Source organism: Dyella sp. SG562, assembly GCF_011759495.1.
Classification (GTDB): domain Bacteria; phylum Pseudomonadota; class Gammaproteobacteria; order Xanthomonadales; family Rhodanobacteraceae; genus Dyella_D; species Dyella_D marensis.
The window spans coordinates 366,909-390,544 of sequence record NZ_JAAOYS010000001.1; the positions used below are offsets into that span (position 1 = coordinate 366,909).

Genomic DNA, 23,636 nt, shown 5'->3' on the forward strand with positions numbered 1-23,636 from the left:
CACTCGACCCAAGGCCTCCACGAATGATTCAAGGCATGCGCCTGCACGCCGGGCGTTACTGCCACCGGTCCGCGCGCCATGCGCCTGGCGGCCGCGAGCACGAAGCCTCGTCCACCACGGTCGGCAAGCATAGCGTGTCGAACCTGTCTGCGGTCCGTCGTTTCCCGGCTGTCCCCCTGGCCGCCGCGCAGCGCGGGCATGGAGCACATGCGGGTGCGCGGCCGCGGAGCGGTCGCGCCAGTGTAAGACGAACAACGCAGCGGAAAATGACAACGGCCGGACAGGCCGGCCGTCGTCTTCCCGGCCGCCGGTTCACCGGCGGTATGGGCAAGGAATTACGCGTTCGCGCTGCCGCGCGCCAGGCGGGCCACCCAGCGGTACAGCACCACCACGATCGCGATGAAGGCCAGGCCGCCGAGGACCTCCGCCGTATTGGCGAACGAGGGCGATACCAGGGCCAGCGGCGCGCCCTTGCCGGAGAACGCCACGATCGCGGCAATCACCACGCCGATGATGCTCTCGCCCACGATCAGGCCGGAGGCGAGCAGCACGCCCAGCTGCTTGGTGGCCTCGGGCTTCGGACCGCGGTCGGCGCGGCGATCGAACAGCCAGCCCACCACCGAGCCGACCACCACCATCAAGGTGCTGGCCGTGGGCAGGTAGATGCCCAGGCCCACCGCCAGCGGCGGGATGCGCATCCTGGTGGTGCGCGCCAGGATGGCGTCGACCACGATCACCGCCACGCCGATGCCGATGCCGGTGGTGATCAGGCCCCAGTCGATGTTGTTGGTGATCACGCCCTGCGCCAGCGCCGAGATCAGGCCGGCCTGCGGCGCGGGCAGCGCGGCGGGGCCGGCGCCGGGCACGCCGGCGAAACCGTAGGCCTTGTTGAGCAGGTCCAGCACCGGCGGGATCACCGCGGCGCCGGCGATCACGCCGATCACCAGGGCCACCTGCTGGCGCCACGGCGTGGCGTCGACCAGCTGGCCGGTCTTGAGGTCCTGCAGGTTGTTGTTGGCGATGGCGGCCACGGTGAAGATCACCGCGGTGGTGAACAGCGCGAACGCCACCAGCGCCTTGCCGGCCTCGGCCGGCACGTAGGGCTTCACGCCCGCCACCAGCAGCAGCGCGGCGCCGATCACCACCAGGATGCCCACGCCCGACAGCGGGCTGTTGGACGAACCGATCAGGCCGGCCATGTAGCCGCATACGGTGGACACGAAGAATCCCATCAGCACCACGTAGGCCACGCCGCCCACCGCCAGCACGGCGAGGTGGTCGCCCAGGCCGCTGCTGTTGGCGAAGTAGCCGAGCAGCCAGGCGATCGGCACGAAGCAGGCCAGGGTGATCAGGCCGACGATGCCGATCGGGATGTCCTGCTCGGTGCGCGGCAGCGAAGCGGCGTTGCCGGCCTTGCGCACGCGCGAGGCGGCCATGGCCGAGGTAAGGCCGCTGATCACCGGCTTGACCAGCTTGGCCAGGGTCCAGATCGCGGACACGCCGATGGCGCCGGCGCCGACGTAGCGCACCTTGTGGCTCCAGGTGGCCTGGGCCAGCTCGGCCACGCCGCCGGCGACGTGCTCGAACGGCGAATAGAACGGCACGCCCCAGCCCCAGCCGATCAGCGCGCCGACCAGCATGGCGATACCGACCGACAGGCCGACCAGGTGGCCGATCGCGAACAGCGCGAAGGAAAGATTGAAGTCGAAGCCGCTGACCGAGCCCTTGTCGCCGACGCGGAAGTAGCTGATCACGTCCGAGGCGAACACCTGGGTGGCCACCACCACGGCGAACACCGCCGAGACCACCGAACCCCACAGCACCGCCAGCAGGCCGGCCCTGCCCTCTTCCACGCTGCCGCCGGCCTCGTGCTCGCCGCTGCCGACCTTCAGCACTTCGGCGCAGGCGATGCCTTCCGGATACGGCAGGTCGGAATTGGTGACCAGGGCGCGGCGCAGCGGGATCGAATACATCACGCCCAGGATGCCGCCGAGCGCGCATACCGCGAACGAGGTCCAGAACGGGAAGCCGGTCCACCAGCCGATCATGATCATGCCGGGCAGCACGAAGATGATCGAGGACAAGGTGCCGGCCGCCGAGGCGATGGTCTGCACCACGTTGTTTTCCTGGATGGTGGATCCGCGCATCGCGCGCAGGATCGCCATCGAGATCACCGCCGCCGGAATCGAGGTGGCGAAGGTGAGGCCGGCCTTGAGGCCGAAGAAGACGTTGGCGGCGGTGAACACCAGGGTGAGCAGTACGCCGAGGATCACGCCGCGTACGGTCAATTCCTTGCGCACGTCGGCGACAGCCGGCAGCGCGCTCACGAGTGCTTTCCTTTCATGCTGGAGTTCTCCCCATGGAGTAGTAGTTCGGTTTTATCGGCGGCATTGGAATGAGACGGCGGCCGCTCGCCGATCGCTGTCCTGAATCGTCCTAGATTTGCCACATTTTCGCCCTGGAGCAAAGAGCGTGTGCGGCAAAAGGCCGTACCGTGGCCTGTCGCCGCCTGCATCCGAACCATCAGGAAAAAGCCCAACGTCCCGGAAAATCGGAAACTGCCTACCAGAAAACTTGATTCTCCCTTGCCGGGCGCCGCCGCATACTCGCGGCTCCCCATGGACCCGAGGTATCCCCATGCCCGCCCCGCATCCCGACGCCATCGACGGCCTCGACACGCACTTCGCGCCGGAACATCCGCTGGCCGCGCTGAGCGGCTTCTACCGCGCCTTCAACCAGCGCGACCTGGAGGCGATGGCGCGCAACTGGTCGCACGACGAGGCGGCGTCGATGAGCAATCCGCTGGGCGGCATCGAGCGCGGATGGTCGCGCATACGCGCGGTGTACGAGCGCATCTTCCTGGGCGAGGCGCACGTGCGCGTGGTGTTCCACGACTACACCTTGCATGAATTCGGCTTGCATGAATTCGGCGACGCCTTCCTCGCGGTGGGGCGCGAACGCGGCGTGCTGGAGCGTGGCAATACCAAGCTGGAACTGGCCATCCGCACCACGCGCCTGTACCGGCGCGTGGACGGACAGTGGCGGCAGTTCCATCACCATGGGTCGTTCGAGGATCCGGCGCTGCTGGAGGCCTACCACGAGGCGGTGCGCTGAGCGCTCAGCCCGCACCGGCGCTGCTGCGGCTGCTCGCCACCGAGATGCGCCCCGGGAATTCGCCGCCGGCCCTGCTCTGTTCGAACCATTGGCGGCCATGCAGGCTGGCCAGCTGCGGGTGCGCGAGGTAGCGCCCCGCGTAGTCCGCCAGCTGGCGCCAGCGCTGCGCGTCCTGGCGCAGCTGGGTGAGGTGGGCGCGCAGCTGGCCGCCGGACGGCGTGCCCAGCCAGCCGGCGCCGGCCCATTCCCGTACGAACTGGCGCAGTGCGACCGCCGCGGTCCAGGCTGCGGATGCCTGCGCCAGCGCGTTGGCGCGGATCGCCTGCAGGCGCTCGGGCAGGAAGCGCGCCAGCCCTTCGTCCTCCAGCGCCAGCGGGCTGTTGCCCTGCAGGTCGTTGAGCAGGCGGTCGAGCTGGGTGTTGGGATAAATCCGCGAGGTATCCGCCTCAGGATTGCTCCGTACTCCGAAAATTGCCTTCTCCATCTTGCTTTCCTCGCACTTTGCTACTAGCGAATAAATCTAATAAATACAAGGAAATACCATCACAAGTTGACAATCTAAACAATTAGAAATTGCCTACTCGGCGGGTCAGATCATCAACAATGGCGCTCGTCTTACGTGCTCGACCACCGTTGTTTCCGACCCCCGCGCAACGTGCCGCCCAGGCCGTCCGCGGCACCGCGAGAAGGAGCCTCTTTTGGCAATGAACGGGTTTTCCCAGCGTCTGCATCTGGCCATGGACCTGATCGGCATGAGCAAGGGCCGTGGCCGCACGACCCGCCTGGCCGACATGTTCGGCGTATCGCGCGAGACGGCACGCAAATGGCTCAGCGACATGGCCCGCCCCGAAACCAAGCGCATGACCGAAATCGCCGGACGCTTCGGCGTCAGTTTCGAATGGCTGGCCACCGGGCGCGGCGAGCCGAAGGGCTTCATGAAAGTGCAGGACGCCGCGGCGCCCTACCGGGTGGACCATCGCGAGCAGGCGCGCCTGTTCGGGCTGATCGGCCGGCTTACGCGGGATCAGCGCAAGGCCTTGCTGGTGATCCTGGAGCAGATGGTGAAGAAGGAATAAGGCCTGGCACGGTGCATGAAAAAAGCCCGCTCGTTCGAGCGGGCTTTTTTCTTATGCAGCAATGCGCGGGCGATCAGTGCGCGTTGACCACGATGTCCACGATCAGGCCGGTGGCGACGGCGGTGAGGAAGATCTGGCCGTCGTCGTCGCGCACGTAGCGATAGCCCGGTTCCGGACGGCGCAGGTGGTAATGCTCGTAGTCGGTCACGTAGTAGGTGCGCTCGTAGTAACGGTCCGGCAGGCGCTCGCCGCGGCGGTAGGCGTGCTTCTCCCAGCCGCGGTGCTGGCCGTTGTCGTGGCGGCCTTCGTCCTTCGGATTGTGGCCGCGGCCATGATCGTGGTCGTGATCCCAATCGTGGTCCTGCGGCGCGGCCCAGGCGGCGGCGCTGGTGACGAGCAGTGCGATGGCGGTGGTCAGACCCAGCAGGCGTTTCATGGCGGCTCCGTACCCTCGAGGGGCGTTGATGGCATGCGGCTGCGTGGCAGCCGGGAGCGATGCTAGCGCCGGCAAGCTGAATTGCCCTGGCTGCCGCGCGCAACCGCGGCTGAACCGGATTGTGGATTGGGCAAAAAATAAGGATCCGCGTCGCCGCGGATCCTTCGATTGGTGGGCCGTGACAGATTCGAACTGTCGACCAACGGATTAAAAGTCCGCTGCTCTACCGGCTGAGCTAACGGCCCATGCGCTCAAAAAGCCAAGCGCGCGATTTTAAGGTCAGCGCGCCTGGGGCACAAGCAAACCGCCTCAGGCGTAGCGCGTGGGATCGGGCAGGCCGGCTTCGCGGAAGCCCTGCGCGCGCAGGCGGCAGGCATCGCAATGGCCGCAGGCGCGGCCCTGCGCATCGGCGTTGTAGCAGCTCACGGTTTCCGCGAAATCCACGCCCAGGCGCGCGCCTTCGCGCGCGATGTCCGCCTTGCTCATGCGCATCAGCGGCGCGTGCACGCGGATGCCGGCGCCTTCGACGCCAGCCTTGGTGGCCACGTTGGCAAGCTGCTCGAAGGCCTCGATAAAGGCCGGCCGGCAATCCGGATAGCCGGAATAATCGACCGCATTGACGCCGCACCAGATGTCGCTGGAACCGAGCACCTCGGCCCAGCCCAGCGCGATCGACAGCATGATGGTGTTGCGCGCCGGCACGTAGGTAACCGGGATGCCGCCGGCTTCGCCGTGCAGGTCGGCGTCGAGCGGCACGTCGATGTCGGCGGTGAGCGCCGAGCCGCCGATCGAGCGCAGGTCGACCTGCACCGTCTTGTGTTCCACCGCGCCGAGCAGGCGCGACACGCGCGCCGAGGCTTCCAGTTCCGAACTGTGGCGCTGGCCGTAAGCCACGCTCAGCGCGTGCACCTGGTAACCCTGTTCGCGTGCGATGGCGATGGTGACGGCGGAATCCATGCCGCCGGAGACGAGCACGACGGCCTTGCGGGGAGAACTTTCAGACATGGCGACATCCACTTCAGAGTCAGGCCGGTCACCGGCCGGAGAGCGCCACCGGCAGCACAGGCCGGCGCGCGGAAACTGCTATGCGCCAGCGCGCCACGGCGCGCGGACGATCAATGCCCCGGCACGTCGTTCCACAGCAGCTTGTGCAGCTGCAACTGGAAGCGCACCGGCAGCTTGTCCTCGATGATCCATTCGGCGAGCTCGCGCGGGTTCACCTTGCCGTGCACCGGCGAGAACAGCACCATGCAGCGCCGGTCGATGGCGTGCGTGGCGACCGCTTCGCATGCCCATGCGTAGTCCGCGCGGCTGGCCAGCACGAACTTCACCTGGTCGTGCGGCAGCAGGTGGTCCAGGTTGGACCACAGGTTGCGCGCGCTCTCGCCGGAGTCCGGCGCCTTCAGGTCCATCACCTTGCGCACGCGCGGATCGACCGCGGCCACGTCGAGCGCGCCGGAGGTTTCCAGCGATACCTCGTAGCCGGCATCGCACAGCCGCTGCAGCAGGATCAGGCAGCGCTTCTGCGCCAGCGGCTCGCCGCCGGTGACGCAGACGTGCTTGGCGCCATGCGAGGCCACCTCGGCGAGGATGTCGTCGATGTCGCGCCAGCCGCCGCCGTAGAACGAATACTCGGTGTCGCACCATACGCAGCGCAGCGGGCAGCCGGTGAGGCGCACGAACACGGTGCGCCAGCCGATCGCATCGGCCTCGCCCTGGATCGAGTGGAAGATCTCGGTGATGCGCAGCCGCTCGGCCATGGCCGGCGTCGACGTGGTGGACGCCACGTTCGCGTTGCCTTCGCTCACCGCCGGAACCTCAGTTGGCCGGCTGCTGCTGCAGTCGGCGCAGCCGCTCCTGGGCCAGGCTGGCGGCCTTGGAACCCGGATACCTGGTGGTCACCGACTTCAGCGTGGCCTTGCCCTGCTCGGCCTGCTTCAGTTCCAGCTGGCTGTAGCCGAGCTTGAGCATCGCATCGGGCGCCTTGTCGCTCTGCGCGTACTGCGAGAGCAGGCGCTGGAAGGTCTCGGCCGCGAGCGGGTAGTTCATGGTCCCGTAGTAGGACTCGCCCAGCCAGTAGAACGCATTCGGCATCAGCGGGCTGTCGGGGTACTGCTGGATGAAGCCGCGGAAACCGCGCGAGGCGGCCACGAAGTCGCCGTTGCGCAGCGACTTGAAGGCGGTGTCGTAGGCGGCCTGCGCACCGGCCTGGTCCGCCGGCGCGGCGGCAGGCGCCTTGGTGTCGCCGGGCTTGCCCTTGGTGTCGGCAGCTGCAGCCGCCGCGGCGGGCGCGGCATGGGTGCTGCCGGCGGAGGCAGGCGCGGCGTTCGCGTCGCTGCCGGTGGCGGCGGCATGGTTGCCGGCGCCGCTTTCGAGGCGGCCGATACGCGAATCGAGATCCGTGTACTGCGCCTTGTTGGAATCCTTCAGTTCCTGCAGCTGGTGCTGCAGTTCTTCGATCTGGCCCTGCATCTGCCGCATCTGCGCCTGCAGTGCCTGCATCTGGTTGACCATGCCGACGCCGCCCTGGTCCTGGTTCTGCGCCTGCTGCTCGAGCCGCGCGACGCGGTCGGCAAGGCTGAGGCGGGAATCCTGCGCCAGTGCGGGAACGGCAAAAAGCATGGCGGACGCTATCGCGCCCGCCATGCCGAGCCGCCTGGCCGTGTAGCTGTTAGCCAGTCGCTGCTTCATGCTTACTTCGCCGTGTAGACGATCTCGACGCGGCGGTTCTTGCCCCAGCAATCCTCGTTGTGCTCACGGCACACCGGCTTCTCCTTGCCGTAGCTGATCACGTTCAGCTGGCTGGCCGAACCGCCGGCGGCGGTCAGGGCGCTGGAGACAGCGTTGCCGCGGCGCTCGCCGAGGCCCAGGTTGTACTCGCGGGTGCCGCGCTCGTCGGTGTTGCCTTCCAGGCGGATCTGGGCGGTCGGGCGGTCCTGCAGGTACTTGGCGTGGCACGCCATGATCTGCTGGAACTCCGGCTTGATCTCGTCCTTGTCGAAATCGAAGTACACGACGCGCTGACGCAGGCAAGCGTCACGGTCGAGATCTTCCGGGGTGTACTTGCCCGAGGTCGGCTGCTGGCTGGTGGCCACCGGGGTGGTGTCCGCCGGGGTCTGCGGCTTGACTTCCTGCTTCTTCGAGCATGCGGCCGCGCCAACGCAGAGCAGGGCGACCAGGGCGACGCGAACGGTCTTATTCATGGTGGACGTTCCTTCAAACGGGTTTGAGTTCCGACAGTCAATAGCGATTGCGGTTACAGGACAGTGATCGCCGGTGGACCGGCTGTTATTGTGACACCTTGGTACCGGCGCCGCGGCTGGCCGCTGCGCCGGCCACCCGCCAGGCCCAGGGCCCGAAGGGCGACCGGGCCGGCAGCAGGATCTTTGCCCCACCACCGCCCCTGATCTTGCGGGCCGCTGCGCCTCGAGGCGCGCGGCCGCTCATTCAACGCTGCCGGTACGGACCCCAGGACGGTTCGCGCACGTCGCCATCGGCAAGCACGAGGCGCTGGCGAACCTGACCATCCGCCGAAACGGCATAAAGCACGCCGCGCCGTCCTTCGGTAGCGGCATACAGCAGCATGCTGGCGTTGGGCGCGAAGCTCGGGGACTCATCGATCGGGCCCGGCGAGAGCGGACGCACCTGCCCACCCAGACTGCGGTCCATGACCGCAATACGATACACGTTCCCGTTGCCCTGCACCATGGCGACCTGCTTGCCGTCGTAGCTGACGTCGGCGCTGAGGTTGTTCTGGCCCTGGAAGCTGATGCGGTTGGCGCCGCCGCCGGAAGCCGGCATCTGGTAGATCTGCGGGCGGCCCGAGCGGTCCGAGGTGAAGTAGATGCTCTGGCCGTCCGGCGACCACACCGGCTCGGTATTGATGGCCAGGCTCTTGGTCAGGCGGGTCTCCTGGCGGCTGGCCACGTCCATCACGTAGATCTCGGGGTTGCCCGAATAGGACAGGGACACCGCCAGCTTGGTGCCGTCCGGCGACCAGGCCGGGGCGCTGTTGATGCCGCGCGGACGAGCCGAGACCAGCTGGCGCTGGCCGGTGGTGATGTCCTGCACGTAGATGGCCGAGTTGCCGCTTTCGAACGAGACGTAGGCGATCTTCTTGCCGTCCGGCGACCAGTGCGGCGACAGCAGCGACTCGCGCGAGCGCGCCACCACCTGCGGGTTGAAGCCGTCCGAATCGGCCACGATCAGCGAGTACGTGGTGTTGTTGCCCAGGCCCACCGCGGTGATGTACGCGATGCGGGTCCAGAACGCGCCGCGCACGCCGGTGATCTTTTCGTAGATCTGGTCGGCGATCTGGTGGGCCACGCCGCGCAGGTCGCCGGCCGGGGCGGTGAAGGCCTGGGCCAGCAGGCTCTGCTGCTTGTTGACGTCCCACAGCTCGTACTCGACGCGCAGCATGCCGCCGCCGGCGTCGCTGATGCGGCCGATGGTGAGGAAGTCCTGCTTGAGCAGGCGCCAGGTCGGGAACTTGATGTCCGCACCCTTGGACGGCGTCTCCACGATCTCGCTCTTGGCCAGCGAGCGGAACTTGCCCGAGCGGTTGAAATCGTTGCGGATCACGTCGGCCACGTCGGTGGGCAGCGGTGCGCCGCCGGCCTGCGCGAACGGCACCACCGCGATCGGCGTGGCGGTCTTGAGGCCACCGACGATGTCGACGTTGAGCGACTGGGCTGCGGCCTGGCCGGCGAAGAGACCGGACAAGGCCAGCAGGACGATGGCGAAAGCTGAGCTCAATTTGCGCATGGGCTTGGTCACTGCGGCCTGAAAGTGAAGTCGATATTGCGTTTGAACACGCTCTCGAACCCCTTGTAAGGCAGGGGCTGGGCGCGAAGGACGGCGTTCTCGATGGAGCGCTTGCCGGCCTCGTCGTAAGGACAGGAGGCATCGACCTTGGCACTCATCACGTCGCCGCCGGGCAATTGCACGATGTGCACGACGCACGGAGCGTTCGGCATGTTATCCGGGCGGAGCCAATTCTGAGTGACGGCGTTCTGAATCGCGGCTTGATACTGGGCCAGCAGGCTGTTGTCCGGGCCGTTCTGGCCGGTCTGGCGCTGGTCGGCGCGAGGCAGGTCGGCCTGGCCGTTGTCCTTGGCGTCCTTGATGTCTTCCAGCTGCTGCTTGGCCTGCTTAGCCTTGTTTTCCAGCTTCTGGCGCGCCTGGTCGGCCTTGTCCATCTGGGCGAACAGGTCGTCCAGCTTCTTCTTTTCTTCCTTCTGCTTGGCCGCCTGGGCGTCCAGCTCGGCCTGCCGCTGGCGCTGGCGCTCTTCCTGTTCGCGCTTGGCGTCCTCGGCCTTCTGCAGGGCGTCGGCCACCACTTTTTCCTGGTCCTTGATGTCGGGACGCTCGGGCGGCGGCGGCAAGGTCTTCACCACCGGGGCTTCCTGCGGCGGAGTCGGCGGCGTCACCGTGGGCGGCGGCGGCGTGGTGTCCGGGATCGGCTTGGCCTTGGTGGCCTTCGGCGGCGGTGCGCCGGTGGGGCCGATCAGGGTGGCTTCGATGATCTGGCCCGGCAGCGCGATCGGCTTCGGGCAGGCCAGCAGGTTGAGGCTGGGCGGCAGGTGCAGGGTCTCGAACACTTCTTCGTAGAACGAGCAGGGCACGATGGCGAGGGCCAGAAAGCCCACCAGGCCCAGATGCAGGATGGCGGAAAGAACGACCGCCTTGGGCGTGCCTTTACGGTCGTCCATGCTTCCCGCTCGACTCGGGCTGGCTCATCAGGCCGATCTTCGACACGCCCGCTTCCTGCAGCACCGGCAGGATCAGATAGACCTTGCCGTAGTTGGCCCGCTCGTCGCCGGCCACCAGCACCTGCAGGTCGGGGTTTTCCTTCTGGAACGCGGTGATCTTGGCCTTGAACTCCTCGGCGCTGACCGGCTCGCGCTTGGAGCCCTGCGAGCTGAGATAGATCTGGCCGCTCTCGTCGACCGAGACCACCACCGGGTCCTTCTTGTCCTGCAGCGACTTGGCCTGGGTCTGCGGCAGCTGGATGTCCACGCCGAGATTCATCATCGGCGCGGTCACCATGAAGATGATCAGCAGCACGAGCATCACGTCGATGTACGGCACGACGTTGATCTCGGACTTGAGCTTGAAGCGCTTGTGGCGCGCGGAACTACGCATGAGGAAGCCCTTAGAGCCTGTTCATGGTCTTCCCGTGCCCCGCGCCGGGATCGGTTTGCGCGCAGGGCAAGGAAGAGTGAAGGAGTGTACGTCCGTACACGACTGAGCGATGACGCCGCCATGCGGGCAAACCGACCCGGCCCGAAGGGTTGCCGTTGAGTGGCCGCCATGCGGCAGCGCGCGGCTTGGCCTGGCGGCCAGCCAGGCCGGCGCTGCGCACTACCACCTGACAGCCACTCAACGGCAACGCGGGGTACGGGAAGACCATGAACAGGCTCTCAGCTCAGGCCGCGTCGTCGGTCTGGATCTGGCGCTGCAGGACGGAGGAGAACTCCTCCTGGAACACCTCGTAGCGCGACGCCACCCGATCGACCTTGTTGGCGTAGCGGTTGTAGGCCCACACCGCCGGAATGGCGGCGAACAGGCCCATGGCGGTGGCGATCAGCGCCTCGGAGATGTGCGGCGCGACCACGGCGATGGTCACGTCTTTCATCTCGCCCAGGCCCTGGAACGCGCCCATGATGCCGATGACGGTGCCGAACAGGCCGACGTAGGGGCTGATCGAACCGACGTTGGCGAGGAACTCCAGGTTGCGTTCCAGGCGACCGATCTCGCGGGTGCCGGCCACGCGCATGGCGCGCTCGGTGCCCTCGATGACGATGCGCAGGTCGTGCGTGCGGCGCTGGCGCTGGCGGGCGAATTCGCGGAAGCCCGACTCGAACACCGTCTCCAGGCCGCCGTTGTTGCCGGCGCCGCGCCCGCTCACCTCGCGGAACAGCTGGGCCAGGTCGGCGCCGGACCAGAAGCGCTCCTCGAAGCTCTCCGCCTCGTCCATCGCGGACTTCAGCTGCTGGTGCTTGCGGATGATGATCACCCACGACAGGAAGGAGAACACCAGCAGCACCAGCATCACGGCCTGCACCAGGATGCTCGCTTCCGCGACGAGCTTGAAAATGTTCAATCCACCGTTCATTGCTTGAGCGTTCTCCGCCGCGGGTTACTTGATTGGGGGTAGGCCGGGGATCAGGCCGGCGGGGATCTGGGCCGGGCGCATGCGTTCCAGGTCCACGCATGCCACGCGCACCTGCGCGCGGATCAGCGTGGTGCCATCTGCCCGGCTGATCGTCTGGCCGAACAGGATACTGGCAGCGCGCCGTTCTTTGACTTCGACCGTTACGCTCAGTTCATCGTCCAGCACGGCGGCCTTGAGGAACTCGATGTGCAGGTCGCGCACCAGAAAGGCCAGGCCGGTGGCCGCCCGCACCGCCGACTGGTCCACGCCCTGCCCGCGCAGCCATTCGGTGCGGGCGCGCTCCAGGAAGCGCAGGTAGCTGGCGTGGTACACCACGCCGCCGGCGTCGGTGTCTTCCCAATAGACGCGGACCGGCCAGCGGAAGCTGCCCGGGTCGAAGGCCGGCGCGGCGTCAGACATCGGTATCGCCCGTGAACAGGTCGGCGGCCTGCGGCTGGCGCGGCGGCGGGGTCAGGCCCAGGTGGCGCCAGGCCTTGGCGCTGGCCATGCGGCCGCGCGCGGTGCGCACCAGGAAGCCCTGCTGGATCAGATACGGCTCGACCACGTCCTCCAGGGTGCCGCGGTCCTCGCTGAGCGCGGCGGCCAGGGACTCCACCCCGACCGGGCCGCCGTCGAAGTTCTCGACGATGGTGGCCAGCAGGCGCCGGTCCAGTTCGTCGAAGCCCTCGGCGTCCACCTTGAGCATGTCCATCGCGGCCTGGGCCGCGGCGCAGGTGATCTGGCCGCCCGCGCGCACTTCGGCATAGTCGCGCACGCGGCGCAGCAGGCGGTTGGCGATGCGCGGGGTACCACGCGAGCGGCGCGCGATTTCCTGCGCGCCTTCCAGCTCACAGGGAATGCCCATGATGCGCGCCGAGCGGCGCACGATCGCGGTGAGCTCGTCCGGCGAATAGAACTCCAGCCGCTGCACGATGCCGAAGCGGTCGCGCAGCGGCGCGGTGAGCAGGCCGGCGCGGGTGGTGGCGCCGATCAGGGTGAACGGGGGCAGGTCCAGCTTGATCGAGCGGGCCGCGGGGCCTTCGCCGATCATGATGTCGATCTGGAAGTCTTCCATCGCCGGATACAGCACTTCCTCCACCACGGGGGACAGGCGATGGATCTCGTCGACGAACAGCACGTCGTGCGGTTCCAGGTTGGTCAGCAGCGCGGCCAGGTCGCCGGCGCGCTCCAGCACCGGGCCGGAGGTGGAGCGCACGTTGACGCCCAGCTCGTTGGCAATCACGTGCGACAAGGTGGTCTTGCCCAGGCCCGGCGGCCCGAAGATCAGCACGTGGTCCAGCGCACCGCCGCGCTTGCGCGCCGCTTCGATATAGATGGAAAGCTGTTCGCGCACCGCCTGCTGGCCGAGGTATTCCGCCAGCCGCTTGGGGCGGATCGAAGCCTCCAGGGCCTCGTCGTCCAGCTGGGCGGCGGACGTGATGATGCGGTGATCGGCCATGGGGTTGGAATAGGTCCGGGAACAGGCGGCAAGCGCGATTCGCCGGGCATTCTACCGGACGTAGGTTGGGGTGAGCGCAGCGAACCCCAACAGAACGGCCATCGGGCGAGGTCCGTTGGGGTTCGCCTGCGGCTCACCCCAACCTACGCCGAGACGGGGCTCAGATCTCCACCTGCGCGCCCAGCTCGATCAGCCGGTTGCCCGGGATCTGGAAGAACGCCGTGGCCGGCAGCGCGTTGCGGGCCATGAAGGCGAACAGCTTGTCGCGCCACAGCGCCATGCCGGGGCGGCGCTCGTCGGCGATGATGGTTTCGCGCGACAGGAAGAAGGTGGTGTCCATCATGTCGAACGGCAGGCCCACCTTGGAGCAGCGCAGCAGCGCCTGCGGGATGTTCGGGTCCTCGGCGAAGCCGAAGCGCAGCCCCAGGCCGTAGAAGTTGCCGCCCAGCGGGGTGAGCTGCACGCGCTCGTCGTACTCGGCCACCGGCGTTTCCAGCATTTCCACCGTCAACAGCACGTTGCGCTCGTGCAGCACCTTGTTGTGCTTGAGGTTGTGCAGCAGCGCATGCGGCACCGCGTGCTGGTTGGCGGTGAGGAACACCGCCGTGCCCGGCACGCGCAGCGGCGGATGCTCGCCCACGTTCTCGATGAAGGGCTCCAGCGCCAGGCCCGACTGCTTGATCTCGCGCACCACCAGCTCGCGGCCGCGGCGCCAGGTGGTCATCACCACGAACACCGCCACGCCCAGCACCAGCGGGAACCAGCCGCCGTACTCGATCTTGATCACGTTGGCGCTCAGGAACGACAGGTCGATGGTGAGCAGCAGCACGCCGGCCAGGATCACCGTCAGCCGGCTCCAGTGCCACTGATAGCGCGCCACCACCAGGGCCAGGATGGTGGTCACCGTCATGGTGCCGGTCACGGCGATGCCGTAGGCGGCGCTCAGGTTCTCCGAGCTGCGGAAGCCCAGCACCGCGATCAGCACCATCACCAGCAGGAAGGTGTTCACCCAGGGCACGAAGATCTGGCCGGACATCTCGCGCGAGGTGTGCACGATCGGCATGCGCATCGAATAACCCAGCGACATCGCCTCGCGGGTCATCGAGAACGCGCCGGAGATCACCGCCTGCGAGGCGATGACGGTGGCGATGGTGGCCAGGCCGATCATCGGATACAGCATGACCTTGGGCACCAGCTTGAAGAACGGGTTGTCGATGGCTTCCGGATGGTTGAGCAGCAGCGCGCCCTGGCCGAAGTAGTTCAGCACCAGGGCCGGCAGCACGAAGCCGAACCAGGCCATGCGGATCGGCTTCTTGCCGAAATGGCCCATGTCGGCGTACAGCGCCTCGGCGCCGGTCAGCGCCAGCACCACGCCGCCCAGGGCGATGAAGGCCTGCATGCCGTGGCTCATGAAGAACTTCACGCCGTACATCGGGTTCAGCGCCAGCAGCACGTGCGGATTGAGCGCGATCATCTGCACGCCCAGCCCGGCGATCACGATGAACCAGATCACCATCACCGGCCCGAACAGCTTGCCCACGCGCTCGGTGCCGTGGCGCTGCAGCGCGAACAGGAAGAACAGGATCACCACCGAGGTCACCGGCACCACCCAGTGCGGCAGGTCCGGCACGGCCACCTTCATACCCTCGACCGCCGACAGCACCGAGATCGCCGGGGTGATCACGCCGTCGCCGTAGAACAGCGCCGCGCCGAAGATGCCCAGGATGGCCAGGATCCAGCGCATGCGCGCATCGCCGCGCGAGCTGCGCAGGGCCAGCGCGAGCAGGGCCATGATGCCGCCCTCGCCCTTGTTGTCCGCGCGCATGATGAAGACCACGTACTTCAGCGAGACCACGATGATCTGCGCCCAGAAGATCAGCGACAGCACGCCGAAGATGCTCTCCGGCGTGGGCTTCATGCCGTCGTGGCTGAGCGTGGTCTGCAGCGTGTACAGCGGGCTGGTGCCGATGTCGCCGTACACCACGCCGATCGCGCCCAGCGCGAGGGCGGCGAGGCGCCGCTTGGTGTCGGCATCGACGCCGTGAAGGTTGTCCTGGCTCACGGGCTCAAGCTCCTAATGCGGCGCGCAGCGCCTTGCGGATGATGGCTTCGGCGTTGTCGCCGTCGGCGGCGACCTTCTGCACCAGCCGCGTGACTTCGGCGGGTTTGTAGCCGAGCTGCTGCAAGGCCACGGTGGCCTCGCCGGCGGGATCCAGCGGCGCCGCGCCCTTGCCGGCGGTGCCGGGCAGGCTCACCGCCAGGCCGTCCACGCGGTCGCGCAGCTCCACCACCATGCGCTCGGCGGTCTTCTTGCCGATGCCGGGGATCTTGGTCAGCGCCACCACGTCGCCGGCCTGCACCAGGCGCGCGAAGTCGTTGGTGGAAACGCCGGACAGCACGGACAGCGCGATCTTCGCGCCGATCCCGCTGACCTTCTGCAGATTGCGGAACAGCGCCCGCTCGGCCTCGTGCAGGAAACCGTACAGCGCGACGCTGTCCTCCTTCACCGCGTAGTGGGTGAGCAGGGTCACTTCCTTGCCGGTGGGCGGCAGGTCGTAGATGGTGGACATCGGCGCTTCCAGCTCGTAGCCGACGCCGCCGACTTCCACCAGCAGCCACGGCGGCTGCTTGGACACCAGCACCCCGCGCAGGCGGCCGATCATCGGCGCCTCCAGGCGGTGCGCGGAATGCCGACGCGGGCGAGGCTGGCGCGGGTGTGCGCGTGGGTGACGGCGATGGCCAGCGCATCCGCGGCATCCGCCTGCAAGGGGCCCTTGAGGCCGAGCAATACGCCGATCATGTGTTGCACCTGGGTCTTGTCGCCACGGCCGCTGCCGACCACCGACTGCTTCACTTCCGTCGCCGCATATTCGTGCACCGCGATTCCCCGGCTGACCACCGCGCAGATCGCGGCACCCCTCGCCTGCCCAAGCTTCAGCGCCGAATCGGCGTTGCGCGCCATGAACACGCGTTCGATGCCGCACTCCTCCGGACGATGCTCGCCGATGATGTCACACAGCTCGTCAAAGATGCGTTTCAGGCGCAGCGGAAAACTGGCTTCGCCGGCCACCGCCAGCGCGCCATGGAATACGTGCGAGAGCTTGCCGCCGCCGTCCACGTCGATGATGCCCACGCCGGTGCGCTGGCTGCCGGGGTCGATGCCGATGATGCGTGTCATGACCGCGGCGTTACGGATCGCGTGAATGCGTAAAGTCCGTAGCGGACCTTACGCATCCCCGGCCGGCAGCACGGCGTTGTGATAGACCTCGTCGACGTCGTCCAGGCCGTTCAAGCGCTCCAGCAGCTTCTCGAACTGCTCCAGCGCTTCGCCGGACGGAGTGACCAGCGGGCCGTTCGGACGCATCACCACGTCGGAGCTGTCCACCTCGAAACCCGCGCCGGCCAGCGCCTTGCGCATGGCTTCGACGGCGATCGGATCGGCGGCCAGCAGCACGTAGCCCACGCCGTTCTCGATCACGATGTCCTCGGCGTTGTTCTCGATCGCCGATTCTTCCAGCTTCGCTTCCAGCGCGGCGTCGCCGCCGGTGTGCACCACCACCTGGCCCACGCGGGTGAACTGGAACGCCACCGAGTTGGTGGTTCCCATGTTGCCGCCGTTCTTGTTGAGCGCGGCACGCACGTCGGCCACGGTGCGGGTCTGGTTGTCGGTGACGCAGTCGACGATCAGCGCGGTGCCGGCGGGGCCATAGCCCTCGTAGCGCACCTCGTGCATGTCCGCGCCGCCTTCGGCACCGGAGCCGCGCTTGATCGCGCGCTCGATGGTGTCCTTGGTCATGTTCGCCGCCAGCGCCTTGTCGACCGCCGCGCGCAGGCGCGGATTGGCCGCCGGGTCGGGCGCGCCGCCGCGCGTGGCGATGGTGATTTCGCGGATCAGCTTGGTGAACACCTTGGCGCGCTTGGCGTCTTCGGCGTTCTTGCGACCTTCGATGGACGGGCCTCTACCCATGACGTGTTCCTGGATGATGCGGGCGGAAAGTGGCGAATTTTATCCCTTCCGCATGGCGCGCTGGCAAGGCGGCCGCTTCCGTGCCCCCGGCGATACCGCGCAAAGCGCGCCGTGGCGCGGCTTCTCAGGCCTGCTCGCGATCCGCCGGGACGCGGCCGAAATGGCCCTGGCGCAGGAAACCGGCGATCAGGCGTCCGGTTTCCACCGAAAACAGCAGGCCCGTATGGTTGGCTTCCACCACGCAGTGGTCGGCGATGCCGGGCAGGCGCGTTTCGTCCACCGCCACGCTGCCGTCGTGCTCGCCGTCGAACTGGCCCAGCACGTGGCCCAGGCCGAACGGACTGCGGCCGGCGATCACGCCCACTTCGCGCGCGCCGGTCCACTGGTCGAAACCGTCTTCCAGCAGGGCACGGTTATGCCCCAGCAGGGCACCGCCGCCGCGCCCGCCCAGGTTGGCGAACGCACGCGCCGCCGCACTGCCCTTGAGCGGGGAACCGAGGCAGACGATGCGCCCTTCCGGCAGGCCGCGATCGTCCAGGCAGGCGCGCAGCGCCAGCAGGCCGCCCAGGCTGTGCCCGACCAGGTGCACCGCACCGCCTTCCGGCGCCGCCTCGCGCATGCGCGCATGCAGGCGGCCGATGGTCTGTTCCTGCGTGGCCGCCACGCTCATGTAGTCGAAGCGATGCACGCGAAAACCCGCTTCCATCAGGCGGCGATGCAGCATCAGCAGCGCGAAGCCGCGCATCCACAGGCCGTGCAGCAGGATTACGTGATCGGTCATCGGCGACAGCGCGGGTCCGCAAAAAGCCAGGCAACGATAGAACGGATCAGCCCTGAGGCGCTGACCCGCCCATCACACATCACGGTCATCACACATCAGAGCATGGGACCGCGAAAGCGCTCAGCCGTTCGCCGGCTCCGCCGCCACCTTCACGTGCAGCTCCTTGAGCTGCGCGTCCGGCACCAGCGAAGGCGCGTCGGTCATCAGGTCCTGCGCGCTGGTGGTCTTGGGGAAGGCGATCACGTCGCGGATCGACTCGGTGCCCGCCATCAGCGCCGCGATGCGGTCGATGCCGAAGGCCAGGCCGCCGTGCGGCGGCGCGCCGAACTTCAGCGCCTTGAGCAGGAAGCCGAACTTCGCTTCCGCCTCGTCCGCGCCGATGCCGAGCAGCTCGAACACCGCGCTCTGCATGTCCGGGCGATGGATACGGATGGAGCCGCCGCCGATCTCGGCGCCGTTCAGCACCATGTCGTAGCCGCGGCTCACCGCATTCGCCGCGTTGGCGCGCAGGTCGGCGATGTCGTCGACCTTCGGCGCGGTGAAGGGATGGTGGAGCGCGACGAAGCGCTGTGCTTCCTCGTCGTACTCGAACATCGGGAAGTCGGTGACCCACAGCGGCTTCCAGGCGTTTTCCACCAGGCCGCGGTCCTTGCCGAGCTTCAGGCGCAGCGCGCCCATGAAGTCGGTGACGGTCTTCCACTTGCCGGCGCCGACGAACACGATGTCGCCGCTCTGCGCGCCGGTGGCCTTGAGCAATGCATCGAGCGCGGCGTCGTCGAGGAACTTCGCCACCGGCGAATTGATGCCGTCGCGGCCCTTGGCCAGGTCGTCCACCTTCAGCCAGGCCAGGCCCTTGGCGCCGTACCGGGCCACGTATTCGGTGAGCTGGTCGATCTCCTTGCGGCTCAGGCCCGCGCCTTCCGGCAGGCGCAGCGCGGCGACGCGGCCGGCCGGGTCGTTGGCCGGTTCGGCGAAGACCTTGAATTCCACGTGCTTGAGCGCGTCGGCGACGTCGGCCAGTTCCAGCGCGATGCGCAGGTCCGGCTTGTCCGAACCGAAGCGGCGCATGGCTTCGGCCCAGGTCATGCGCGGGAAGGCAGCGTCCAGTTCCACGCCCTGCACTTCCTTGAACACGTGGCGGATCAGCTCCTCCACGAAGTCCTGCACGTCCTTTTCTTCGACGAAGGCGAATTCCAGGTCGAGCTGGGTGAATTCCGGCTGGCGGTCGGCGCGCAGGTCTTCGTCGCGGAAGCAGCGGGCGATCTGATAGTAGCGGTCGAAGCCGGCCATCATCAGGATCTGCTTGAACAGCTGCGGCGACTGCGGCAGCGCGTAGAACTGGCCCGCATGCACGCGGCTGGGCACCAGGTAGTCGCGCGCGCCTTCCGGCGTGGCCTTGGTCAGGATCGGCGTCTCGATGTCCTGGAAGCCGCGCGCATCCAGATAGCGGCGCAGCGCCTGCACCAGCTTGATGCGGGTGCGCATCATGCGCTGCATCTCGGGGCGGCGCAGGTCGAGGTAGCGGTAGGTCATCCGCATGTCCTCGTTGGGATTCTCGTGCAGCGCGAACGGCAGGTCCTTCGCGGCGTTGAGGATCTCCACCTGGTCGGCCAGCAGCTCGACCGTGCCGGTCTTGAGCTTGTCGTTGGCCGCCAGGCGCTTGCGGATGGTGCCGGTCACGCGCAGGCAGTACTCGTAGCCGATCTGGCCGGCCACCGCGAACGCATCGGCATTGTCCTTGTCCACCACCACCTGGGCGATGCCCTCGTGGTCGCGCAGGTCGACGAAGGCGACGTGGCTCTGCAGGCGGATGGTGTTGACCCAGCCGCACAGGGTGACGGTCTGGCCGACCAGGGCCTCGTCGATGAGGCCGCAGTAATGCGTGCGCATGCGCTTGGAACTCCGGGCCGCCCGGGGCGGCGTGAGACGTGGAAAAGACCGGGAATGGTAGCAGGGCCGGCCGCGCGCCCAAAGGAAAGGGCCGGGCCCCGCTCGCGCGAAGCCCGGCCCTCGATCATGCGGACTTACCAGCGGCGATCGATCTGGAAGATGCCGCGGCAGCCGTCGTCCACCCACACGCCGCGGCGATCCCAGCCCCAGGTATCGCCTTCGCGGCAAGGCGAGTCGGACAGGCGGCGCACCAGGCGGACCCGGCCGCCGCGCCCCAGATCCACCGGGCAGTACTGGCGGCGGCCGCCGTTGCTGTCGCAGCGCACCTGGGCGGAATCGTCGCCCCAGCCCGGGCGGTCGTCGCCCCAGCCGGGCCGGTCGCCACCCCAGCCGCCGCCCCAGCCACCGCCGCGCGCCGGTTCGAAGATGGCGCGGCAGCCGCGGTCGACCCACACGCTGCCGCGGTCGTTGCCCCAGGTCTGGCCATAGACGCAGCGGGTATCCGACAGCTGCCGGGCCAGCTGCGAGGCCGGCCACGGCGTGCGGCAGCGGGTGAAACGCCCGTCGTTGCTGGAACAGCCGATCGAACCCTGGTCCCACTGGGCATGCGCGGTCGGCGCCGCCATGGAAGCCATTCCCGCGGCCAGTACCACGGCCGCCCACATCCCCTTGCCGATCGCGCTCATCTTGATGTCCACCCGGTGTTGAAGGTGGCGCCAAGCTACCGCAGGCAGGGCAACCGCACTTGAATATTTTGCGATCCGATCGCCGGAAATTTCGAGGCAGGCGGCGGCGGTTCAGTCGCTGCTGGCGGGGGCCGGCGCGGGTGCGGGGGCGGGCGCCGCCGCCGGGGCAGCCGCGGCATTGTCCCCGGCCAGATTGCGCTTCTTGTCGCCGTCCTTCTTGAAGTCGGTCTCGTACCAGCCGCCGCCGGCCAGGCGGAACTGGGGCGCGCTCAGGCGGCGGTGGACGGTGCCATCCGCCGCGCACTGCGGGCAGGCGCTGGGGTCGGCGTCGGACATCTTCTGCAGGCGGTCGAAACGATGGCCGCAGCCGCCGCATTCGAATTCATAGATAGGCATGGTGGCTCCGTATTCCGGGCCGGCGCGGACGCCGGCAGGCCGTCATTATCGAGACGAATGGCAGGATTTCAATGTCCGGCGCGGGCGTGCATGCTGGCCCCAAGGGGGAGGCGACGGCCTCTTTCCGCCGCCCGCGCCAACGGGACATGCGGATGGTATGGACGTCTAGACGGCTATTGACGTAGCGCCGACGCGGGGTCTAGCCTGCATTGACGCGTCGCAACAAACCATATCGAAGAAGGGAACTCAGATGCATCAGCGATACAGCACGCTCGCGTCCGCCCTGCTGCTGGCCCTGTCCGCCAGCGCCGCCGCACAGGACGCCGCGCCCGCGGCCAGCACCGACAAGGCCAAGAACCTCAGCACGGTGATCGTCACCGGCACGCGCGCCGACAACCGCACCGAAAGCAGCTCGCTCACGCCGATCGACGTGGTCTCGGCCAAGGTGCTGCAGCAGACCGGCACTACCGAGCTCTCCACCGCGCTGTCGCGCATCATCCCCTCGCTCACCTTCCCGCGCCCCGCCGCCGCCGATACCGCCGATTCGCAGCGCCCCGCGCAGCTGCGCGGCCTGTCGCCCGACCAGGTGCTGGTGCTGGTGAACGGCAAGCGCTGGCATCCCGGCGCCATCCTGCTGACCAACGGCGTGCTCGGCCGCGGCTCGCAGGCGGTGGACCTCAACACCATCCCGATGGCGGCGATCGACCATATCGAAGTGCTGCGCGACGGTGCTTCCGCGCAGTACGGCTCCGACGCCATCGCCGGCGTGATCAATATCGTGCTCAAGGGCGGCGCCGACGGCGGCGCGGTGGAACTGAGCGGCGGCCAGTATTCGGCGGGCGACGGCCGACAATGGAAAGGCTCGGCCAGTTTCGGCCTGCCGCTGAACCACGACCAGGGCTGGCTGCGCTTCACCCTGCAGGACGGCCACCAGGACTACAGCAACCGCGCCGGCCCCAACCGCACCCGCGCCTGGGAAGGCACCACCCAGCGCTACGGCGATCCGGAAGTGGGCGACCACAACCTGTTCCTCAACGGCCAGTACAAGCTCGGCGAAGCGGCGGAGCTGTATACGTTCGGCCACATCGGCAAGCGCGACAGCACCTCGCCGGCGTTCTTCCGCAACCTGGCCAACAGCAACTCGGTGCCGTCGCTTTACCCGAACGGCTACCTGCCGCTGGAGAACGCCGACTCGCTCGACCAGTCCCTGGTGCTGGGCGTGCGCGGCAAGACCGCCGGCGGCTGGCGCTGGGACGTCAGCGCCAACTACGGCGGCAACCGCGTGTCGTACGCCACCAACAACAGCGTGAACCGCGCCTTCCTGCACGACTTCGGCAGCAGTCCCACCAGCTTCCACGACGGCATCCTGTCGGCCTCGCAGCAGGCCTTCGACGTGGACCTGGCCAAGGAGTTCTCCACCGGCTGGCTGCCCAATCCGGTGACGCTCGCCTTCGGCGCCGAATACCTGCGCCAGACCTACAAGATCGACGCCGGCGACCTGGCCTCGTACTACACCGGCACCTCGGGCACATCCGGCGGCGCGCAGGGTTTCGGCGGCTTCCAGCCGGCCAATGCCGGCTCGCATGCGCGCCATGACGTGGCCGAATACGTCAGCCTGGAAACCAACCTCACCGACAAGCTCGGCGCCTCGCTGGCCGGACGCCACGAGCACTACAGCGATTTCGGCAACACCACTTCCGGCGCGCTGGCGCTGCGCTACGACTTCACCGACCGCTTCGCCCTGCGCGGCAGCGCCTCCACCGGCTTCCGCGCGCCGTCGCTGGCGCAGCAGAACTACTCGTACGTGTCCTCGCTGTTCTTCGGCGCCGGCAATTCGCTGGGCCTGCCGCAGGGCATCTACAACACCGGCATCGTGCCGGCCACCAGCAAGGTGGCCACCCTGCTGGGCGGCGAGCCGCTGAAGCCGGAGAAGTCGCGCAACCTCACCGTGGGTGCGGTGTGGAATCCGATCGATCCGCTGAACCTCAGCATCGACGTGTACCAGATCAAGATCGACAACCGCATCGTGCTGTCCAGCAACCTCGCCACCAGCTCGGCCACGGTGCACAACTACCTGGTGGCCAACGGCGTCACCGATCTCAACTACAGCGGCATCGCCTACTTCACCAATGCGGTGAACACGCGCACGCGCGGCGTGGACCTGGTCGGCAGTTACCTTTTCGATTTCGGCAACGCCGGCACCCTGCAGGCCACGCTCAGCTACAACTACAACAAGAACAAGGTCACCGACCTCAAGGCCAATCCCGCCGCGCTCAACGCGCTGGGCCTGAACCTCAAGCGCATCGACCGCCGCGACCAGTACGGCCTGCTGGCGGACACCACGCCGCGCAGCAAGCTGATTCTCAGCGGCCTGTACAGCGTGGACCGCTGGAGCCTGAGCGGCGCGCTGACCCGCTACGGCAGCTTCGTCTCCTACAACTCCACCACCGCCACGCTGGACCAGAAGTTCGACAGCAAGTGGCTGCTCGACCTGGCGGTCAACTACAACCTCGACCGCTGGACCTTCACCCTGGGCGCGGACAACGTGTTCAACACCTATCCGGACCGTGTGATCCCCGCCAACGACAACAACGGCACCCTGCCCTACTCGGTGTTCTCGCCGTTCGGCTTCAACGGTGCGTATGTGTACGGGAAGCTCGCCTACCGCTGGTAAC

General features: G+C 67.8%; 24 protein-coding genes and 1 tRNA gene. 3 read left to right on the top strand and 22 right to left on the bottom strand.

All coding sequences use genetic code 11. The annotated features are described in order from the left end of the window. Window positions 1-335: 335 nt before the first annotated feature. Complete coding sequence (locus FHW84_RS01615) at window positions 336-2,327, bottom strand: oligopeptide transporter, OPT family (RefSeq protein WP_167252372.1); 1,992 nt, start codon at window positions 2,325-2,327, stop codon at window positions 336-338. A 310-nt stretch (window positions 2,328-2,637) separates the two neighbouring features. On the opposite strand from FHW84_RS01615, the gene FHW84_RS01620 reads away from it, so the two are divergent. After that, window positions 2,638-3,114, top strand: a complete 477-nt coding sequence (locus FHW84_RS01620; protein ID WP_167252373.1) for a nuclear transport factor 2 family protein — start codon at window positions 2,638-2,640, stop codon at window positions 3,112-3,114. 4 nt (window positions 3,115-3,118) lie between these two features. Here the strand turns inward: FHW84_RS01620 and FHW84_RS01625 are convergent, their stop codons facing one another. Continuing rightward, window positions 3,119-3,598: a hypothetical protein gene (locus FHW84_RS01625; RefSeq protein WP_167252374.1), complete on the bottom strand. Its 480-nt coding sequence runs from the start codon at window positions 3,596-3,598 to the stop codon at window positions 3,119-3,121. A gap of 220 nt (window positions 3,599-3,818) precedes the next feature. On the opposite strand from FHW84_RS01625, the gene FHW84_RS01630 reads away from it, so the two are divergent. Next, window positions 3,819-4,190 (top strand): transcriptional regulator, encoded by a 372-nt coding sequence (locus tag FHW84_RS01630; RefSeq protein WP_167252375.1) that lies wholly within the window; start codon window positions 3,819-3,821, stop codon window positions 4,188-4,190. A gap of 73 nt (window positions 4,191-4,263) precedes the next feature. Here FHW84_RS01630 and FHW84_RS01635 read toward each other — a convergent pair whose 3' ends face one another. The 20 genes from FHW84_RS01635 to FHW84_RS01730 form a co-directional block, all read right to left on the bottom strand. After that, window positions 4,264-4,626 (bottom strand): RcnB family protein, encoded by a 363-nt coding sequence (locus FHW84_RS01635; protein ID WP_167252376.1) that lies wholly within the window; start codon window positions 4,624-4,626, stop codon window positions 4,264-4,266. A gap of 169 nt (window positions 4,627-4,795) precedes the next feature. Continuing rightward, a tRNA-Lys gene (locus tag FHW84_RS01640) sits at window positions 4,796-4,871 on the bottom strand. A 64-nt stretch (window positions 4,872-4,935) separates the two neighbouring features. Continuing rightward, on the bottom strand, window positions 4,936-5,631 hold the full coding sequence (gene queC / locus FHW84_RS01645) for a 7-cyano-7-deazaguanine synthase QueC (RefSeq protein ID WP_167252377.1): 696 nt from the start codon (window positions 5,629-5,631) through the stop codon (window positions 4,936-4,938). A gap of 110 nt (window positions 5,632-5,741) precedes the next feature. Then, the gene (gene queE / locus FHW84_RS01650; protein WP_167252735.1) at window positions 5,742-6,386 is read right to left on the bottom strand and encodes a 7-carboxy-7-deazaguanine synthase QueE; all 645 of its coding nucleotides are present in this window, start codon (window positions 6,384-6,386) and stop codon (window positions 5,742-5,744) included. Window positions 6,387-6,444: 58 nt separating this feature from the next. Continuing rightward, entirely contained in the window at window positions 6,445-7,317 is an 873-nt protein-coding gene (gene ybgF / locus FHW84_RS01655; RefSeq protein ID WP_208399567.1) for a tol-pal system protein YbgF, read from the bottom strand. Window positions 7,318-7,319: 2 nt separating this feature from the next. Beyond that, window positions 7,320-7,829, bottom strand: coding sequence for a peptidoglycan-associated lipoprotein Pal (gene pal / locus FHW84_RS01660; RefSeq protein WP_167252378.1), 510 nt, complete (start codon window positions 7,827-7,829; stop codon window positions 7,320-7,322). Between the two features lie 244 nt (window positions 7,830-8,073). After that, on the bottom strand, window positions 8,074-9,390 hold the full coding sequence (tolB, locus tag FHW84_RS01665) for a Tol-Pal system beta propeller repeat protein TolB (RefSeq protein WP_167252379.1): 1,317 nt from the start codon (window positions 9,388-9,390) through the stop codon (window positions 8,074-8,076). Between the two features lie 8 nt (window positions 9,391-9,398). After that, window positions 9,399-10,337 (bottom strand): cell envelope integrity protein TolA, encoded by a 939-nt coding sequence (locus FHW84_RS01670; protein ID WP_167252380.1) that lies wholly within the window; start codon window positions 10,335-10,337, stop codon window positions 9,399-9,401. Continuing rightward, window positions 10,324-10,770 carry a protein TolR gene (gene tolR, locus FHW84_RS01675; RefSeq protein WP_167252381.1) on the bottom strand — a complete coding sequence of 149 codons (447 nt, stop codon included), beginning with the start codon at window positions 10,768-10,770 and terminating at the stop codon, window positions 10,324-10,326. Before tolR ends, FHW84_RS01670 begins: the two co-directional genes overlap by 14 nt. Window positions 10,771-11,053: 283 nt before the next feature. Continuing rightward, a complete protein-coding gene (gene tolQ, locus FHW84_RS01680; protein WP_167252382.1) occupies window positions 11,054-11,743 on the bottom strand; it encodes a protein TolQ in 690 nt (229 codons plus the stop codon). A 24-nt stretch (window positions 11,744-11,767) separates the two neighbouring features. Then, window positions 11,768-12,202 (bottom strand): tol-pal system-associated acyl-CoA thioesterase, encoded by a 435-nt coding sequence (ybgC, locus tag FHW84_RS01685; RefSeq protein ID WP_167252383.1) that lies wholly within the window; start codon window positions 12,200-12,202, stop codon window positions 11,768-11,770. Next, window positions 12,195-13,241: a Holliday junction branch migration DNA helicase RuvB gene (gene ruvB / locus FHW84_RS01690; protein ID WP_167252384.1), complete on the bottom strand. Its 1,047-nt coding sequence runs from the start codon at window positions 13,239-13,241 to the stop codon at window positions 12,195-12,197. Before ruvB ends, ybgC begins: the two co-directional genes overlap by 8 nt. 160 nt (window positions 13,242-13,401) lie before the next feature. Then, on the bottom strand, window positions 13,402-15,303 hold the full coding sequence (locus FHW84_RS01695) for a potassium transporter Kup (RefSeq protein WP_167252385.1): 1,902 nt from the start codon (window positions 15,301-15,303) through the stop codon (window positions 13,402-13,404). Window positions 15,304-15,307: 4 nt separating this feature from the next. Beyond that, window positions 15,308-15,904, bottom strand: a complete 597-nt coding sequence (gene ruvA / locus FHW84_RS01700) for a Holliday junction branch migration protein RuvA (RefSeq protein ID WP_167252386.1) — start codon at window positions 15,902-15,904, stop codon at window positions 15,308-15,310. Further along, complete coding sequence (gene ruvC, locus FHW84_RS01705; protein WP_167252387.1) at window positions 15,901-16,419, bottom strand: crossover junction endodeoxyribonuclease RuvC; 519 nt, start codon at window positions 16,417-16,419, stop codon at window positions 15,901-15,903. The genes ruvA and ruvC overlap by 4 nt, the downstream gene beginning before the upstream one ends. 48 nt (window positions 16,420-16,467) lie before the next feature. Continuing rightward, a complete protein-coding gene (locus tag FHW84_RS01710) occupies window positions 16,468-17,208 on the bottom strand; it encodes a YebC/PmpR family DNA-binding transcriptional regulator (protein WP_167252388.1) in 741 nt (246 codons plus the stop codon). A 124-nt stretch (window positions 17,209-17,332) separates the two neighbouring features. Further along, complete coding sequence (locus FHW84_RS01715; RefSeq protein WP_167252389.1) at window positions 17,333-17,989, bottom strand: alpha/beta hydrolase; 657 nt, start codon at window positions 17,987-17,989, stop codon at window positions 17,333-17,335. A 120-nt stretch (window positions 17,990-18,109) separates the two neighbouring features. After that, window positions 18,110-19,879 (bottom strand): aspartate--tRNA ligase, encoded by a 1,770-nt coding sequence (aspS, locus tag FHW84_RS01720; RefSeq protein WP_167252390.1) that lies wholly within the window; start codon window positions 19,877-19,879, stop codon window positions 18,110-18,112. Between the two features lie 134 nt (window positions 19,880-20,013). Next, on the bottom strand, window positions 20,014-20,565 hold the full coding sequence (locus FHW84_RS01725) for a DUF3011 domain-containing protein (protein ID WP_167252391.1): 552 nt from the start codon (window positions 20,563-20,565) through the stop codon (window positions 20,014-20,016). Between the two features lie 111 nt (window positions 20,566-20,676). Continuing rightward, window positions 20,677-20,961 (bottom strand): zinc ribbon domain-containing protein, encoded by a 285-nt coding sequence (locus FHW84_RS01730; protein WP_167252392.1) that lies wholly within the window; start codon window positions 20,959-20,961, stop codon window positions 20,677-20,679. Between the two features lie 250 nt (window positions 20,962-21,211). Here FHW84_RS01730 and FHW84_RS01735 point away from each other — a divergent pair, with 250 nt between their 5' ends. Next, on the top strand, window positions 21,212-23,635 hold the full coding sequence (locus FHW84_RS01735) for a TonB-dependent receptor (protein WP_167252393.1): 2,424 nt from the start codon (window positions 21,212-21,214) through the stop codon (window positions 23,633-23,635). The last annotated feature ends 1 nt before the right edge of the window (window position 23,636 follow it).

What these genes read in the sequence shown, in the direction of transcription:
- FHW84_RS01620 (WP_167252373.1), top strand. Translation starts at nt 2,638, where the DNA reads ATGCCCGCCCCGCATCCCGACGCCATCGACGGCCTCGACACGCACTTC.
- FHW84_RS01625 (WP_167252374.1), bottom strand. Translation starts at nt 3,598, where the DNA reads ATGGAGAAGGCAATTTTCGGAGTACGGAGCAATCCTGAGGCGGATACC.
- FHW84_RS01630 (WP_167252375.1), top strand. Translation starts at nt 3,819, where the DNA reads ATGAACGGGTTTTCCCAGCGTCTGCATCTGGCCATGGACCTGATCGGC.
- FHW84_RS01635 (WP_167252376.1), bottom strand. Translation starts at nt 4,626, where the DNA reads ATGAAACGCCTGCTGGGTCTGACCACCGCCATCGCACTGCTCGTCACC.
- queC (WP_167252377.1), bottom strand. Translation starts at nt 5,631, where the DNA reads ATGTCTGAAAGTTCTCCCCGCAAGGCCGTCGTGCTCGTCTCCGGCGGC.
- queE (WP_167252735.1), bottom strand. Translation starts at nt 6,386, where the DNA reads ATGGCCGAGCGGCTGCGCATCACCGAGATCTTCCACTCGATCCAGGGC.
- ybgF (WP_208399567.1), bottom strand. Translation starts at nt 7,317, where the DNA reads ATGAAGCAGCGACTGGCTAACAGCTACACGGCCAGGCGGCTCGGCATG.
- pal (WP_167252378.1), bottom strand. Translation starts at nt 7,829, where the DNA reads ATGAATAAGACCGTTCGCGTCGCCCTGGTCGCCCTGCTCTGCGTTGGC.
- tolB (WP_167252379.1), bottom strand. Translation starts at nt 9,390, where the DNA reads ATGCGCAAATTGAGCTCAGCTTTCGCCATCGTCCTGCTGGCCTTGTCC.
- FHW84_RS01670 (WP_167252380.1), bottom strand. Translation starts at nt 10,337, where the DNA reads ATGGACGACCGTAAAGGCACGCCCAAGGCGGTCGTTCTTTCCGCCATC.
- tolR (WP_167252381.1), bottom strand. Translation starts at nt 10,770, where the DNA reads ATGCGTAGTTCCGCGCGCCACAAGCGCTTCAAGCTCAAGTCCGAGATC.
- tolQ (WP_167252382.1), bottom strand. Translation starts at nt 11,743, where the DNA reads ATGAACGGTGGATTGAACATTTTCAAGCTCGTCGCGGAAGCGAGCATC.
- ybgC (WP_167252383.1), bottom strand. Translation starts at nt 12,202, where the DNA reads ATGTCTGACGCCGCGCCGGCCTTCGACCCGGGCAGCTTCCGCTGGCCG.
- ruvB (WP_167252384.1), bottom strand. Translation starts at nt 13,241, where the DNA reads ATGGCCGATCACCGCATCATCACGTCCGCCGCCCAGCTGGACGACGAG.
- ruvA (WP_167252386.1), bottom strand. Translation starts at nt 15,904, where the DNA reads ATGATCGGCCGCCTGCGCGGGGTGCTGGTGTCCAAGCAGCCGCCGTGG.
- ruvC (WP_167252387.1), bottom strand. Translation starts at nt 16,419, where the DNA reads ATGACACGCATCATCGGCATCGACCCCGGCAGCCAGCGCACCGGCGTG.
- FHW84_RS01710 (WP_167252388.1), bottom strand. Translation starts at nt 17,208, where the DNA reads ATGGGTAGAGGCCCGTCCATCGAAGGTCGCAAGAACGCCGAAGACGCC.
- FHW84_RS01715 (WP_167252389.1), bottom strand. Translation starts at nt 17,989, where the DNA reads ATGACCGATCACGTAATCCTGCTGCACGGCCTGTGGATGCGCGGCTTC.
- aspS (WP_167252390.1), bottom strand. Translation starts at nt 19,879, where the DNA reads ATGCGCACGCATTACTGCGGCCTCATCGACGAGGCCCTGGTCGGCCAG.
- FHW84_RS01725 (WP_167252391.1), bottom strand. Translation starts at nt 20,565, where the DNA reads ATGAGCGCGATCGGCAAGGGGATGTGGGCGGCCGTGGTACTGGCCGCG.
- FHW84_RS01730 (WP_167252392.1), bottom strand. Translation starts at nt 20,961, where the DNA reads ATGCCTATCTATGAATTCGAATGCGGCGGCTGCGGCCATCGTTTCGAC.
- FHW84_RS01735 (WP_167252393.1), top strand. Translation starts at nt 21,212, where the DNA reads ATGCATCAGCGATACAGCACGCTCGCGTCCGCCCTGCTGCTGGCCCTG.